This window comes from Geomonas diazotrophica (assembly GCF_019063885.1).
GTDB classification, from domain to species: Bacteria; Desulfobacterota; Desulfuromonadia; order Geobacterales; family Geobacteraceae; genus Geomonas; species Geomonas diazotrophica.
Map to the genome: position 1 here is coordinate 2,997,389 of NZ_CP077684.1, position 15,250 is coordinate 3,012,638.

Consider the following 15,250-nt stretch of genomic DNA (forward strand, 5'->3'; position numbering starts at 1 on the left):
GGTGACGCGGCTGCCCGGCTTAAGGTGGCCGGCAAGCGATGACCGATTCTGTAGGGGCGAATAATCATTCGCCCTAATCAGCAAGAGCCACCTCACCCGCCCCTTTCCCCCAGGAGAGGGGGGACGGTCAGGGCGAATATTTATTCGCCCCTACAGTGGACATCTTATCTGCCGGTGTGCCCGAACCCGCCTGCGCCGCGGCCGGTTTCGCCCAGCTCGTCCACCTCGATGAACTCGGCGCGCTCGCAGCGGGCGAAGACCATCTGGGCGATGCGCTCCCCGTTTTTGATGGCGAAGGGTTCGTTGCCGTGGTTGATAACTATGACGCCGATCTCGCCGCGGTAGTCGGCGTCGATGGTGCCGGGCGAGTTGACCAGGGCGATGCCGTGCCTGAGCGCGAGCCCGCTTCTGGGGCGCACCTGCGCCTCGAACCCGGCAGGGATCTCGACGGCGATCCCGGTGGGCACCAGGGCCCGCTCGCCAGGATGCAGCACGAAATCCTCATCGAGCGCGGCGTGCAGGTCGACGCCCGCCGCCTGCTCGGTCATGTAGCAGGGGAGAGGGGCTGACCGCAGGCGCTTTATCCGTATCGGGATCGTTTTCATCAGACGTTTATGTCGGAATTCGAGAAGGCGGGCGTGCCGATCCGGCCCAGCATGACCAGGGTCAGCGCGGAGTTGTCCAGGATCTCGTTGGCGAGTTGCTGGATGCTTTCGGAGGTGACACGGTCGAAACCTTCCATGATCTCGGAGAGCGGCAGCGGCGTGCCGAAGTAGATCTCGTTCTTGGCCAGGCGGGACATCCTGTTGTCGCTGGACTCAAGCGACAGGAGGAGGTTCCCCTTCAGTTGCTCCCGGGCAGCCTCGAGCTGGTCGACGGGGACGGGCTCGTTCTTGAAGCGCCCGATCTCGCGCAGCATGATCTCGAGGAGCTCCTTGGAGTTTTCCGGGCTGGCGCCGGCGTAGACCACCAGGGAACCGGCGTCGGCATGTGAGGCGATGTAGGAGTAGACCGAGTAGGCAAGCCCGCTCTTCTCGCGCACCTCCTGGAACAGGCGCGAGCTCATGGAGCCACCGAGGATGGCGTTCATGATGAAGGCGTCGTAGCGCTGAGGGTGGCTCTGCTGCACCCCCTTGAGGCCGAGGCAGACGTGGATCTGCTCCAGGTCCTTCTCGACCAGCTCGATCCTGCGCTCGTAGACCGGAGGAGTCGATTCGCTCCTGCCGTGTCCCGGTTCCACCCCCTGCAGGAACTCCTCCAAAAGGACGGTCAGTTTCTCGTGGGTGACGTTGCCGGCGGCGGTGACGATGACGTCGTCGGCGCGGTACATCCGCTCCTTGTAGGCGATGATTGCGTCGCGGGAGAGCCCGGTGACGCTCTCGGCATCACCCAGGATGGACATCCCCAGCGGATGCCCCTTCCAGAAGTGCTGGTGGAACAGGTCGTGGATCAGGTCGTCCGGGGTGTCCTCCATCATGTTGATCTCCTGGAGCACCACACGGCGCTCCTTTTCGATCTCTTCGCTGTCGAAGGTGGAATGGAGGAAGATGTCGGTCAGAAGGTCGACCGCCCGGGGGAGGAACTTGTCCAGGACCTTGGCGTAGTAGCAGACGTATTCGCGGCTGGTGAAGGCGTTCAGGACGCCGCCCACGGAGTCGATCTCGCGGGCGATATCCAATGAAGAGCGGCGTTGCGTCCCTTTAAAGAGGAGATGTTCGATGAAGTGGGCGACGCCGTTCGACTCCCGCCGTTCGTGGCGGGAGCCGTTGGCGACCCATATGCCGATGGAAACTGAGCTGGCATACGGTATCCGCTCGGTGATGACGCGGATACCGTTATTTAGCGTGGTCTTTTTAATCATGGCTAGAACTATACCGGGAAAGCCGAAAATTGCCAGCTCTCACATGAGAGATGTTATTCGGTGAAGGTCTGGCCCAGAGCCTCTTTGCGGGAGAGCTTGATCTTGCCCTGCTTGTCGATGCCGATGCACTTCACCAGCACCTTGTCCCCTTCCTTGAGGATGTCGCTCACGTTCTTCACGCGCTCGGTGTCGAGCTCGGAGACGTGCACCAGACCGTCGGTTCCCGGGAAGATCTCGACGAACGCGCCGAACTCCATGATCTTCTTGACGGTGCCCATGTAGAGCTTCCCTTCCTCGGCCTCGGCGGTGAGGTTGCGGATCATCTTGATGGCGAGGTCGCATGCTTCCTTGTTGTTGGAGGCGATGTTGATCTTGCCGGTGTCCTCGATGTCGATGGCCACGCCCGTCGCCTCGGTGACGCTCCTGATGTTCTTGCCGCCGCTACCGATGACGTCGCGGATCTTGTCGACCTTGACCCAGATGGTGGTGATGCGCGGTGCGAAGGAGGAGAGGTCGCCGCGCGGGGTCGCGAGGGTTTTGGCCATTTCACCCAGGATGTGGACGCGGCCTGCCTTTGCCTGTGCCAGCGCGGCACCCATGATCTCGCGGGTCACGCCGCCTATCTTGATGTCCATCTGCAGCGCGGTGACGCCTTCGGCGGTACCGGCCACTTTGAAGTCCATGTCGCCCAGGTGGTCTTCGTCACCCAGGATGTCGGAGAGGATGGCGTACTCGTCGCCTTCCTTGATGAGGCCCATGGCGATACCAGCGACCGGTGCCTTGATCGGGATGCCTGCGTCCATCATGGACATGGAGCCGCCGCAAACGGTGGCCATGGAGGAGGAGCCGTTGCTCTCGGTGATGTCCGAGACGATGCGGATGGTGTAGGGGAAGTCGTCGTGTTTCGGGAGCACCTGCTGCAGCGCGCGCTCGGCGAGCATGCCGTGGCCGATTTCGCGGCGGCCCGGGGCGAGGCGGAAGCTGGTCTCACCGACGGAGTACGGCGGGAAGTTGTAGTGCAGGAGGAACTTCTTCCTGGAATCGCCGTAGAGCGAGTCGATGCGCTGCTCGTCGACCGAGGTGCCCAGGGTGGCGGCCACGATGGACTGGGTCTCGCCGCGGGTGAACAGGGCGGAACCGTGGGCGCGCGGCAGGAAGCCGACCTCGGTGGCGATGTTACGGATGGTCTTGGTGTCGCGGCCGTCGATCCTGGAGCCGTCCTTGATGATGTGCTCGCGCACCAGGTTGTACTCGAGGTCTTCGATGAAGGCCTTGACCTCTTTCTCGGAGCCTTCGAACTCCTCGGCCAGTGCCGCCACGGTCTTCTCGGTGATGGCGTCGATGGCGTCGTGACGCTCGCCTTTGGCCTTGATGCGAACCGCAGCCTTCATCTCTTCCTTGGCGAGCGCGTCGACGCGGGCTTTCAGGGCCTCGTTCACTACCGGCGCCGGGACGTCGCGCTTCACGACGCCGACCTTGGCAGCCAGTTCTTCCTGCGCTGCCAGGATACCCTGCACCGCTTCCTTGCCGAAGAAGATCGCTTCGAGGAGGTCGTCCTCGGAGACCTCGGAGGCGCTCCCTTCCACCATCAGGATCGCGTCCTTGGAGGCTGCGATCACGATCTCCATGTCGCTCTGCTCTTCCTGCTCGGCGCTCGGGTTGGCGATGAACTTGCCGTCCACGCGGCCGACCTTGACGCCGGCGATCGGGCCCGCGAAGGGCGCGTCGGATACCATGAGCGCCGCGGAGGCGCCGATCATGGCGAGGATGCCGGGATCGTGGTCCTTGTCGGCCGACATGACGGTGGCCATGATCTGGGTGTCGTTAAGGAACCCTTCCGGGAACAGCGGACGGATGGGACGGTCGATGAGACGGCAGGTCAGGGTTTCGCTGTCGGAGGGACGCCCTTCGCGCTTGAAGAAGGAGCCGGGGATGCGGCCGCCCGCGTACGCTTTCTCCTGGTAGTTGACGGTGAGCGGGAAGAAGCCCTGCCCTTCCTTGGCGGTTTTCATGGCGACGGCGGTGACGAGCACCATGGTGTCGCCGCTTTTGATCATGACCGCGCCGCTTGCCTGCTTGGCGATCTTGCCTGTTTCGATAGTGATAGTTTTGCCACAGCACTCTGCTTGTACAGTGTGTACCATTGTTACGGCCTCCATTTGGCTTTGTTCTGGTTGGTGTTGGGGCCGCCGAGAAAAGCGCCTTGCGGGCGTAAAGGTGCGCCGCAGGGCAGTTTTATCCACGCCCCCAACAAAGAAAAGGGCACGAGGCCCTTACATGATAAAAAAGAGGAAAGGCAATATACCCCAGTGAGGTATACTGCCTTTTCTTACCTTCTGATGCCGAGTTTAGCGATGATCGCTTTGTACCTTTCGACGTCTTTCTTCTTCAGGTAGTCAAGCAGACCCCTTCTCTGACCGACGATCTTCAGCAGACCGCGACGGCTGTGATGATCCTTCTTGTGAGTCTTGAAGTGCTCAGTCAGATAGGTGATACGCTCCGAAAGAATTGCAATCTGCACTTCCGGCGAACCCGTGTCGGAATCGTGCAGCTTATGAGCTGTGATGATTTCCTGCTTCTTTTCCGTTTGCAGCATGTGGTTACACCCCCTTCCGCTTCCTAGTTATTTTACTTATTTATACCTGCCCGCTAAGCTTGTCGCCGCGGAATAGATCAAGACCTTTAACTCTTATCACAAAAGCAAGTACGTGTAAAGAAGGAATACTAATTGAATACGCGTGCCAGACGCAGCCCTTTGAGCTTGTCGTACTCCGCTACTGCAGCGAAACGCTCCCCCAGATAGAGCCGCACCTGTTCCCCTTGGGCCAGTTCACCCGGAGCTTCAATGAAATCATGGGGCTGCGGTACCACGCCGTTCAACACCTTCCTCCCACCTGCCTCGGTGAGAAAAAGCGCCTTGAGGTGCTCGAGCGCACGGTCGAGGGGCATGAGTAGCGCCTGCTGGTCAGCGGCTCCGGCCAGCGTCTCGATGCTGATGGCGTCGGCCTCCCTGAAGAGCCCGCTCCTGGTGCGCCGCAGCTCCAGGAGATGCGCGCCGCAGCCGAGCGCCTCGCCGATGTCGCAGGCGAGCGTCCTCACGTAGGTGCCGCGCGAGCAGCGCACGGTGAAGCAGGCTTCGGGGAGACGGATCCATTCGAAGACGAGCGAGTGGATCTCCACCTCGCGCGCCTCGCGCTCGACCTCGATTCCCTTCCGGGCCAGCTTGTAGAGCGGCACGCCCCCCTGTTTGATGGCGGAGAACATGGGAGGAAGCTGTTTCTGGAGCCCCAGGAACTGCGGCACCAGCCGCTCCAGGTCGGCAGGGGCGAGGTGCGACCACTCCCGCTCTGCGATCACCTCTCCGGTGAGATCCTGGGTATCTGTGGCGACCCCCAGCCGCAGGACGGCCCGGTATTCCTTCTCCGCTTCGTCCAGGAACTGGATCGCCTTGGTCCCCTCCCCCACCGCGACCGGCAAGACGCCGGTGGCGAAGGGATCGAGGGTCCCGGTGTGCCCGACCTTCTTCTGATTGATGGCGCGACGGACCTTCGACACGATGTCATGCGAGGTGACACCGGCCGGCTTGTCGATCACGAAAAAGCCGTTCAGCATCAGCGCATCTGCTCCAGCCGGTCGAAGACCTGCGCCTTCACCTCGGCGAGGGTCCCGCGCACCATGCAGCCGGCGGCGTTGTGGTGCCCGCCGCCGCCGAAGGAGGCGGAGACGGCCGAGACGTCCACCTTACCCTTGGACCGGAAGCCGACCTTGAAGAGCCCCTCCTCCACCTGGCGGAAGAAGAGCGCCACCTGCACCCCCTTGATGGAACGCGGGTAGTTGATGAAGCGGTCGGTGTCCTGGGCGGTGGCGCCGGTCTTTTGGTACATGTCCAGGGTCACCGTCACCGAGGCGTACTCGCCCGAGGGGGAGACGGTCAGGTCCGAGAGTGCCAGCGCGAGGAGCGCGATCCTCTGCAGAGGCTCGCTCTCGTAGAGGTTCTCGTTGACGCTCCACGCGTTCACCCCCTTGCCGATCATCTCGCCGGCAATGGCGAAGGACTCTGGGTCGGAGTTGGAATAGTGGAAGCTCCCGGTGTCGGAAAGGATGGCGGTGTAGATGCAGAGCGCGGTGGGAAAATCCACCTCGTCGCCGGCGGCCCTGATGATCCGGTAGATGAGGGCGGCGGTGGCGCTCGCCTTGGGGTCGATCAGGTTGCAGACGCCGAAGTTCTCACACCCCAGGTGATGGTCGATGTTGATGAAGCGGCCGATCCGCATGTTTTCGGTGACCGCCTTGCCGGCGCGCCGGAACTCGCCGACGTCGAGCACGAAGCAGACGTCGAAGTCGCGGTCCGGCATCTCGCCGTAGACCTGATCCGCCATGGGGAGGAAGGAGCAGTTGTCCGGGACGGGGTCGCTCAGGTAGACGGTGACGTCCTTGCCGCGCGCGGTGAGGTAGTTGGCCAAAGCCAGGGAAGAACCGACCGCGTCGGGGTCGGGGCTCTCGTGGCTGGTTACCAGGAAGCTCTGCGCCTGGTCGATCTCCGCCACTATCCGCTTAATCTCAGCTGTTGTCGCCGTCATCCGTAGCCCCAATCTCCTTCAGAATCGATTCGATATGCTGGCCGTAGTCCAACGAGGTGTCGTACTTGAAGGTCACCTCGGGGGTGAAACGCAACTTGAGGGCCTGACCGATCTCTTTGCGGATGAAGCCCTTGGCGGAGTTGAGTCCCGCCTCACTGTTCTTCTTGGCGGCATCGTCGCCGTGCACCGTGAAGTAGACGGTCGCCTGCCTAAGATCGGCGGTGACCTTGACTCCGGTGATGGTGAGAAAGCCTATGCGGGGGTCCTTGAGACCCTTTATCAGGAGTTCCGAGATGATCTTGTGGATCTCTTCGGCAACCTTGTCGGAACGCTTTACCATGATTGTTTCTCTCTTGTCAGTCGGGGAAGTGCCATTGTCATGGACCACTCACCCGTAGGGGCGAATAATCATTCGCCCTGCCTTGCCCGCCCACCTTGCTCCGGGCGGAAAACGGGCTGAATCATAAAACGATAAGGGGAGAGGGCCTACCGCGGCCGGGATGCCGGACGCGGGACGCCGCTCCCCCCGTGTGTTCGTCGGTTACAGTTTGCCGGCCACCTTCTCCATTTCGAAGCACTCGAAGATGTCGCCGACCTTGATGTCGTTGTAGTTCTCGAGGCTCATGCCGCACTCGTAGCCGGTAGCGACTTCCTTCACGTCGTCCTTGAAGCGGCGCAGGCTCCCCAGTTTTCCTTCGAAGACCACCACGTTGTCACGCAGCAGGCGGACCTGGGCGTTCCTGATGATCTTGCCGTCGGTGACGTAGGAACCGGCGACCATGCCCGCCTTGGGCACCGAGAAGACTTCCCTGATCTCGGCACGGCCAAGGTATTTCTCCTTGAAGGTCGGCTCGAGGAGGCCTTCCATCGCCTTCTTGATGTCGTCCACCGCGTCGTAGATGATGTTGTACAGCCTGACGTCGACCCCTTCCTTCTCGGCGAGCGCCGCCGCCTTGACCTCGGGGCGGACGTTGAAGCCGAGGATGATGGCGTTGGAGGCGCTGGCCAGGTTGACGTCGGTCTCGGTGATGGCACCAACGGAGGCGTGCAGCACGTTGAGACGGATGGCGTCGGTGGTGAGCTTCCTGAGGGACTCGGCCACGGCCTCGACGGAACCCTGCACATCGCCCTTGACGATGGTGTTGAGGTCCTTGACCTCGCCCTTCTGGATCTTCTCGTAGAGCTGCTCCAGGGAGAGCTTGCTGTGCTTGGCCAGTTCGGATTCGCGCAGCTTCATCTGGCGGTGGTTCGCGATCTCCTTGGCCTGCTTCTCGTCGGTCATGGCCACGAAGATGTCGCCCGCGTCGGGCACTCCGTTGAAGCCGATGACCTCGACCGGCATGGCCGGTCCGGCGGCGTTCACCTTCTCGCCGCGGTCGTTCTGCATGGCGCGTACGCGGCCGAAGTGGATGCCGGCCACGAAGTAGTCGCCTGCCCTGAGGGTACCCTCCTGGACCAGGACGGTCGCAACCGGGCCGCGCCCCTTGTCCAGTTTGGCCTCGACCACGGTGCCGCGTGCGGTCTTGTCCGGGTTGGCCTTGAGCTCGAGGACGTCGGCCTGCAGGAGAACCATCTCGAGCAGCGACTCGAGGTTGATCCGCTTCTTGGCGGAAACCTCGACGAAGATGGTCTCGCCGCCCCATTCCTCGGAAACCAGGCCGAACTCCATCAGTTCCTGCTTCACCTTGCTCGGGTTGGCCTCCGGCTTATCGATCTTGTTGATCGCCACGATGATCGGGACGCCCGCAGCCTTCGAGTGGTTTACCGCCTCGCGGGTCTGCGGCATGACGCCGTCATCGGCCGCGACCACCAGGATGACGATGTCGGTGACCTTGGCACCCCTGGCGCGCATCGCGGTGAACGCCTCGTGGCCCGGGGTGTCGAGGAAGGTGATCTTCTGACCCTTGAGTTCCACGTCGTAAGCGCCGATGTGCTGGGTGATGCCGCCGGCCTCGCCGGCGATGACGTTGGCCTGACGGATGGCGTCCAGGAGCGAGGTCTTGCCGTGGTCGACGTGACCCATGATGGTGACGACCGGCGGACGCTTCTGCATTGCCTCCGGCGCATCGGGCTCCGCCTCGAGCAGTTCGTCCACGTCCAGCGCCACGTTCTCGATCTCGTAGCCGAAATCGGTTGCGAGGAGGGTTGCGGTGTCGAAGTCCAGCGGATGGTTGATGGTCGCCATCACCCCGAGCTTCATGAGGGCGCGGATCAGGTCGGTGGCCTTGATGCCCATGCGCTTGGCCAGTTCGCCAACGGTGATGGACTCGCTGATCTTGATGATCCTCTTGATGGCCTTCGGGACCGTGATCTCGGTCTTCCTGCCGACCTGGACCTTCTCGACGTACTTGCCCTTCTTCCCCTTGGAGCGGGGACCGGGCTCAAAGACCCGCTCGCGCTTGTCGAGCATGTCCTTGAAGCTGTCCTTTTTCCCCTTGCCGGCAACTGCGGCGCCCTTCTTGCCGTTCTTGCCGAAGTCGGTGCCGCCTGCGGGGGCAGCCTTTCTCCCCTTGCGGCCGCGATCGTCCAACAGCGGCGGCGGCTCGATCGGGGTCAGCGGTGCCGGACGGTCGGGGCGCGGCCCGGTGGGGCGCTCGCCGGGACGGCCTGCACCCGGGCGGGGTGCCGGACGCTCGGTGCCGGGGCGCTCGACGCCGCGGGGCATCCCTGGGCGCGGCGCGGGGCGCTCACCCTGCGCGGGACGCTGGTACTCGCGACGCTCGGCCGGGCGCTGGGTCGGGATCGGGATCTCGACACGGCCGAGGATCCTGGCGCGGGTCGCGGTCGGCTTGTCCGGTTCGGGCTCAGGCTTGGCTGCAGCGGCCTCGGGCGCCTTGGCCGGTGCGGCCTCGACAGGCTTCTCAGCTGCCGCGGGTTTGGCGGTCTCCGGCGCTGCGGGAGCGGCCTCTGCTTTCGGCGCTTCCGGGGCGGGTTTCTCGAGCACGGCCGGGGCCTCCGGGGCGGGCTTCTCGGCTGCCGCGGGCTTCTCTTCCTTCACGGCCGGGGCCGGGGTGGCCTGCACCTCGGGCTTTGCCTCCGGCTTGGGAGCCGGAGCCGCCTCGATGATCCTGGCGCGGACCGGTTCCGGTCGCTTGGGAACCTCTTCCACCGGAGGCGCCTTCTCGACCGCCACGGGCTGCGCGGCCTCTGCCTTCTCCGGCTCGGCCGGCTCGGCTGCCGCTGCCGGGGCTTCCGGCTCGACCGCCTTGGCGCGACGGCGGATCAGGGTCGGTTTCACCCTCACTTCTTCCTGGGACACTTCTTTGTGGGGGGTCTGCGCAGGGGCGGATACCGCCTTGATATCCGAATCCTCAAGGACAGCCATATGGTTCTTGACCTGCACGCCTGCCTCGGCCAATCTTGCCATAAGCTCCTTATTGTCGATCCCCATCTGCTGCGCCAGCTCATATACGCGGGTTTTGCTCATCTACTCACGCTCCTCCTCAAAGAAGTTCCTGTACTTTTCCATTTCCAATCCAATCGATCCCACGAAGCCGCTTTCCATAACAATCAGGACGCTTCTGAGTTCCTTTCCCAGCAATTCCCCAAGACGCTCCTTGGTGAACAGGGAGATGCAGGGGACCTCCTTGAGCTGCGCCAGCCCCCTGAACTTGTCGCCGATATCGGGCGAGATGTCGGTGGCGACGAACAACAGGCCGGCACCCCCCTTTTTCAACTTTTCCTGAACCTGGTCGGAGCCCGACACCACCTTGCCCGCCTTGTTGGCCAGGCTGATGTAGGAGGCGATGCGCTCCTCGAGCTTGCGGACCACCTGCTGCACCAGCCCCTCGGGGTCGGCGCCCAGCACCTCCCCCTTGAAGCCGCGGGAGAACTGCTTTTTCTGGGCCGCCTGCCTCAGGCAGGAGGCTTTCAGGCAGGTGTACGCCCCGCGTCCGGGGAGCTTGCTTTGCAGGTCGGGGACCAGGGTCCGGTCCGGGGCCAGCACGAAGCGAAGCAGTTCCCCCTTGTCCTTGGTCTCGCGGCAGGCAAGGCAGCTTCTCTGTGGTGTGGCCTTGGGCATCTTAATCCTCTTCGGTCGCCTCTACTACTGCTGCCGGCTCGGCGGCCTCGACGGGCTCGGCGGCCTCCTCTTCGACCTCGGTGCCGTCGTAGGAGGCGAACTGCTGCAGCTCGGCCTCGGCCATGCGGGTCTCGCTCTTGATGTCGATCTTCCAGCCGGTCAGCTTGGCGGCGAGACGCACGTTCTGGCCGCGCTTGCCGATGGCGAGCGAAAGCTGGTCGTCCGCCACGATGACTTCCATGGCGTAGTCCTCCTCGTCCACGTACACCTTGGTCACCACGGCCGGGGCGAGGGCGTTGCAGGCGAAGCGGGCGATGTCCTCGCTCCAGGGGATGATGTCGATCTTCTCGCCGCGCAGCTCGGACACCACGTTCTGGACGCGGGAACCGCGCATGCCGACGCAGGCGCCGACCGGGTCGACGTCGCCGTCGTGCGAGTAGACGGCGATCTTGGCGCGTCCGCCCGGCTCGCGCACGACGCTCTTGATCTCGACGATACCTTCCGCGATCTCCGGCACCTCGGCCTCGAACAGCTTGGCCAGCATGGTGGGATGGGTGCGGGAGAGCATGATCTGCGGCCCCTTGGTGGTCATGCGGATCTCGGTGATCAGGGCCTTGACGCGGTCGCCCTGGCGGTAGACCTCGCGCGGGGCCTGCTCCTTGTGCGGCAAGAGCGCCTCGGCACGTCCCAGGTCCACGATCAGGTCACCCTTCTCGAAACGGCGCACCACGCCGTTCACGATCTCGCCCTGGCGCTCCTGGAACTCGTTGAAGATGGTCTCGCGCTCGGCCTCGCGCACACGCTGGATGATCACCTGCTTTGCGGTCTGGGCGGCGATCCTGGAGAAGCCGGAGGCGTCCATCTTCATGCCGATGGAGTCGCCGATCTCGACCTCGGGGTCTTCCTCGCGCGCCTCCTCCAGCTCGATCTCGCGGTAGGAATCCTCCACCTCGTCTACGACAGTAACGAACTCGAACAGCTCAACCTCGCCGATCTCGGGGTTGTAGTGCGCCTCCAGATCACGGGTATTGCGAAATTTCTTGTTGGCAGCGGTGAGAACGGCCTGTTCCAGCGCCTCTACCACAATACTTTTATCGATGCCCTTCTCTTTTACGATCTGGTCGATCGTGTGCTTGAGGTTAAAGCTCGTTTCCACGTGACTGTCTCCTTCTGCTTGCTGATAATTGCAAAGTAAAATTTAGAATTCGAATTCGAGGTTGGCCTTGGCCACCTTGTCCAGCGGGATCGAGGCGTGCTGTCCCTCGGTGAGGTCGATGCCGATCACCCCGTCCTTGACCCCGACCAGTTTCCCGGTGAAGGTCTTGCGCTTGTTCCCCGCGTCGTCGGTGAGCGTGTCGAAGGTCTTCACCTTCACCAGATGCCCCTGGAAGCGCTCGTAATCGGCGAGCTTCTTGAGCGGGCGGCAGATCCCCGGCGAGGAGACCTCCAGGTTGTAGTGATCCGGCATGAAGTCTTCCACGTCCAGGATGTCGGAGAGCTGCCGGCTCACGTCGGCGCAGTCATCCAGGGTGATGCCCCCTTCCTTCTCCAGGAAGACCCGCAGCACCATGTCGCGCCCCTCGCGCTTGTATTCCAGATCCACCAGGCCGATACCGAGCGGTCCCCCGATCTCGGCGACAATTTCCGTGACTCTCTCTACTACATCAACCTTGGCCATCTCTAGGTTTTCCCATAAAAAAAAGCGAGCCGGAGGAGCTCACTTTTGAGTGAACGTTAACATGTGACCCATTATGTAGCATGGAAGAGTTGTTTATGCAAGCGCTTTTTTTGCGAAAGTAAGCCGTTTTTCAAGCATTCACGCCGGTTACCCCCCTGCTTCAGAGGCTGATTTTCTTCTCTCCCTAGGACAGCAAAACAACTCCGCTCCGCTGCCGCATTGGGGCAATTTAACAGCACCGCGTTTATTTTCCTGCCAGGGGCAAATTTTATCCTGCCAATGGAGCGGCGGACGGTGCAGGCAAATGCTCCTGGTTCAAGCAGAGTCCCAGCATTCTCTTCACTTTTGCAGCATTAGCTGCTATATATTGGCGTTGCAGCAATGACATCGAAAACAGCACCAGGAAAGAGAACTGACATGAAATACATAAGCACCAGGGGAAACATCGCGCCGATCGGGTTCAAGGAAGCAGTGATGATGGGACTTGCCACCGACGGCGGCCTGATCCTCCCGGAGAGCATCCCGCAGATCGCCCCTGAAACCCTTGCCGCCTGGGCCAGGCTCCCCTACCGCGAGCTCGCCTTCAATATCATTTCCCTCTTCGCCACCGACATCCCGTCGGCCGACCTCAAGGCGCTCATCGACCGCTCCTACGGCAGCTTCGAGCACCAGGAGACCACGCCGCTGGTGAAAAAGGACGGCGTCTATATCCTGGAGCTGTTCCACGGCCCCACCCTCGCCTTCAAGGACGTGGCGCTGCAGCTTCTGGGCAACCTCTTCGAGTACCTCCTGAAGGAGCGCGGCGAGAAGATGAACATCCTGGGCGCCACCTCCGGCGACACCGGCAGCGCCGCCATCGCCGGCGTGCGCGGCAAGGAGAACATCAACATCTTCATCCTGCACCCGCACCTGAAGACCTCGCCCATCCAGGCGCTGCAGATGACCAGCGTGCTCGACGCCAACGTGCACAACGTCGCCATCGAGGGGACCTTCGACGACTGCCAGAACATCGTCAAGACCCTGTTCAACGACCTGGAGTTCAAGAAGGAGTACGCGCTGGGCGCCGTGAACTCGATCAACTGGGCGCGCGTGCTGGCGCAGGTGGTCTACTACTTCTACGCCTGGGGGCGGCTCCCCGAGCAGGGCAAGGTGGTCTTCTCCGTACCGACCGGCAACTTCGGCGACATCTTCGCGGGATACCTCGCGAAGAGGATGGGGCTCCCGATCGAGAAACTGCTGCTCGCAACCAACGAGAACAACATCCTCTCCCGCTTCGTGCAAAACGGCGACTACTCGCTGGGCCAGGTGGTGCAGACGGTCTCCCCGTCCATGGACATCCAGCTTGCCTCCAACCTGGAGCGCTACCTGTACTACCTCTTCAACCAGAGCCCGGAGCGGGTGAGAAGCGCCTTCGCCGAACTGCAGCAGACCGGGAAGATCGTCTTCACTGCCGAAGAGGTGCAGCGCGTGCAGAGCGAGTTTTTGAGCTGCACCGTCAACGAAGAGATGACCCTGGAGACCATCGCCTCCTTCAACAGGGAGACCGGCTACCTGCTCGATCCGCACACCGCGGTAGGCGTGCGCGGGGCCCTGGAGTGCGTCAAGGGGCATCCCGCCGTGGTCTGCCTGGCCACCGCCCACCCCGCCAAGTTCGGCGAGGCGGTCGAGCGCGCCATCGGTGCTCCCGCGCCGCTGCCGCCCCAGCTGGCCGCCCTGCAGGGAAAAGAAACCCGCTGCGAGATCATGGCCGCGGACAAAGACAAGGTGAAGCAGTTCGTGATAGCAAAAGCAAAGGCTTAGTCCGACGTCGGACCTGTCGGGCTAGTCAGACTAGTCGGGCAGGTCCGCCCCAAAAGAGACCCCTTCAATGCCTCTCCCCCCCCTGAAAGTAGACTGGACCCTCATCGACACCGTCCACCTCGACATGGACGGCACCCTGCTCGACCGGCACTTCGACGACCACTTCTGGCTGGAACACGTCCCCAGGCGCTACGCGGAAAAGAACGGCATCAGCGAGCACGCCGCCCAGGAGAAGCTGTACCGCATGTTCCGCTCCCAGGAGCAGACCCTCAACTGGACCGACCTCGACTACTGGTCGGCACAGCTCGGTCTCGACATCCCCGTGCTCAAGGAAGAGGTGAACCACCTGATCGCGGTGCACCCCTTCGTGATCGAGTTCCTCCTCTTCCTGCGCCAGCATGGCAAGAAGATCTACCTGGTGACCAACGCCCACAGCAAGACCCTTAACATCAAGCTGCGCCTGACCAGGATAGGGAGCTACTTCGACGGGATCATTTCAGCCCACGATCTGGGACTGCCTAAGGAGGATCCGCTTTTCTGGGGGAAGCTGCAGCAGAAGGTGCCCTACGATCCGGAGCGGACCATGCTGGGAGAGGACAGCGAGACCAACCTCGAGACCGCGCGCCGCTTCGGCATCCGCTACCTGATCCACGTCGGACGCTTCAGCTCGACGGCGACGCCGGCCCAATCGGAGAGTTTCCACTCCATACATTACTTCGGTGAACTGATCCCGCGCGACGGGGGCATGAGCGTCGAACTCGCCCCTAGCCGCGGGATTTGACCCGGCACAGTCCGTACTTCTTGGCCAGATCGTAGAGCGCGGGGCGGCTCACGCCGAGCACCTCGGCCGCCTTGCTCATGTTCCCACCCGAAGCCTCGATGGCATCGTGCACCATGTGGCGCTCCACCCTGTCCCGGGCTTCCCTGAGCGTCAGTTGACCGGAAACGAAGCCCGCCATACCGCAGACCGTCTCGCCGCCTGGTGCGAGCTGCCCCCCGGACAAGGTCATGTCGTTTCGGTACGAGAAAAGTCGCTGCAACACCACGCATTGAGCCCCCGGCCACCCGACAGGGTGGGACTCGTTGCCACCCCCCGAAGGGAGCCGGCAACCCGCATCTTCAACTACCCGACGCTTTTTCATGACGTCCATCCTCGCCTGCTAGCGGTTGACCAAGGAACCACTCGCGGAAGCGGAGCATTCGCTTCCCACCCGGAAGAACAGTCGGCGGCTAACCCTTTGCATAATTATATTTTTTTAACATTTGCTAGTTCTATCGCACCCCCCCTGGTTGTCAAGGCGAGTTGAGAG

14 protein-coding genes are annotated in these 15,250 nt (G+C 62.5%); 2 read left to right on the forward strand and 12 right to left on the reverse strand.

Annotated features, from left to right (window positions below; all coding sequences use genetic code 11):
* Positions 1–164: 164 nt before the first annotated feature.
* The 11 genes from dut to rimP all read right to left on the reverse strand — a co-directional run bounded on the left by dut (position 165) and on the right by rimP (position 12,140).
* The gene (gene dut / locus KP003_RS13030; protein WP_216499429.1) at positions 165–605 is read right to left on the reverse strand and encodes a dUTP diphosphatase; all 441 of its coding nucleotides are present in this window, start codon (positions 603–605) and stop codon (positions 165–167) included.
* Positions 605–1,861, reverse strand: a complete 1,257-nt coding sequence (locus KP003_RS13035) for a M16 family metallopeptidase (RefSeq protein ID WP_217299658.1) — start codon at positions 1,859–1,861, stop codon at positions 605–607. Before KP003_RS13035 ends, dut begins: the two co-directional genes overlap by 1 nt.
* A 53-nt stretch (positions 1,862–1,914) precedes the next feature.
* Positions 1,915–4,005: a polyribonucleotide nucleotidyltransferase gene (gene pnp, locus KP003_RS13040; RefSeq protein ID WP_216499431.1), complete on the reverse strand. Its 2,091-nt coding sequence runs from the start codon at positions 4,003–4,005 to the stop codon at positions 1,915–1,917.
* A gap of 185 nt (positions 4,006–4,190) precedes the next feature.
* Positions 4,191–4,457, reverse strand: coding sequence for a 30S ribosomal protein S15 (rpsO, locus tag KP003_RS13045; protein ID WP_129127510.1), 267 nt, complete (start codon positions 4,455–4,457; stop codon positions 4,191–4,193).
* A 128-nt stretch (positions 4,458–4,585) separates the two neighbouring features.
* On the reverse strand, positions 4,586–5,470 hold the full coding sequence (gene truB, locus KP003_RS13050; RefSeq protein ID WP_216791974.1) for a tRNA pseudouridine(55) synthase TruB: 885 nt from the start codon (positions 5,468–5,470) through the stop codon (positions 4,586–4,588).
* Between the two features lie 2 nt (positions 5,471–5,472).
* The gene (locus tag KP003_RS13055) at positions 5,473–6,441 is read right to left on the reverse strand and encodes a DHH family phosphoesterase (protein ID WP_217299659.1); all 969 of its coding nucleotides are present in this window, start codon (positions 6,439–6,441) and stop codon (positions 5,473–5,475) included.
* Positions 6,422–6,781 carry a ribosome-binding factor A gene (locus tag KP003_RS13060; RefSeq protein ID WP_216499434.1) on the reverse strand — a complete coding sequence of 120 codons (360 nt, stop codon included), beginning with the start codon at positions 6,779–6,781 and terminating at the stop codon, positions 6,422–6,424. The genes KP003_RS13055 and KP003_RS13060 overlap by 20 nt, the downstream gene beginning before the upstream one ends.
* A 201-nt stretch (positions 6,782–6,982) precedes the next feature.
* Entirely contained in the window at positions 6,983–9,868 is a 2,886-nt protein-coding gene (gene infB / locus KP003_RS13065) for a translation initiation factor IF-2 (RefSeq protein ID WP_216499435.1), read from the reverse strand.
* On the reverse strand, positions 9,869–10,462 hold the full coding sequence (locus tag KP003_RS13070; RefSeq protein WP_216788701.1) for a DUF448 domain-containing protein: 594 nt from the start codon (positions 10,460–10,462) through the stop codon (positions 9,869–9,871).
* Position 10,463: 1 nt separating this feature from the next.
* Entirely contained in the window at positions 10,464–11,618 is a 1,155-nt protein-coding gene (gene nusA, locus KP003_RS13075; RefSeq protein WP_216499437.1) for a transcription termination factor NusA, read from the reverse strand.
* Between the two features lie 42 nt (positions 11,619–11,660).
* Entirely contained in the window at positions 11,661–12,140 is a 480-nt protein-coding gene (rimP, locus tag KP003_RS13080; RefSeq protein WP_216499438.1) for a ribosome maturation factor RimP, read from the reverse strand.
* Positions 12,141–12,557: 417 nt separating this feature from the next.
* On the opposite strand from rimP, the gene thrC reads away from it, so the two are divergent.
* Positions 12,558–13,940, forward strand: coding sequence for a threonine synthase (gene thrC, locus KP003_RS13085; protein WP_217299660.1), 1,383 nt, complete (start codon positions 12,558–12,560; stop codon positions 13,938–13,940).
* A 67-nt stretch (positions 13,941–14,007) separates the two neighbouring features.
* Entirely contained in the window at positions 14,008–14,721 is a 714-nt protein-coding gene (gene yrfG, locus KP003_RS13090) for a GMP/IMP nucleotidase (protein WP_216499440.1), read from the forward strand.
* Here the strand turns inward: yrfG and KP003_RS13095 are convergent.
* Positions 14,705–15,082, reverse strand: a complete 378-nt coding sequence (locus KP003_RS13095) for a helix-turn-helix domain-containing protein (RefSeq protein WP_239027527.1) — start codon at positions 15,080–15,082, stop codon at positions 14,705–14,707. The two genes, yrfG and KP003_RS13095, sit on opposite strands and share 17 nt — an antisense overlap.
* Between the last annotated feature and the right edge of the window lie 168 nt (positions 15,083–15,250).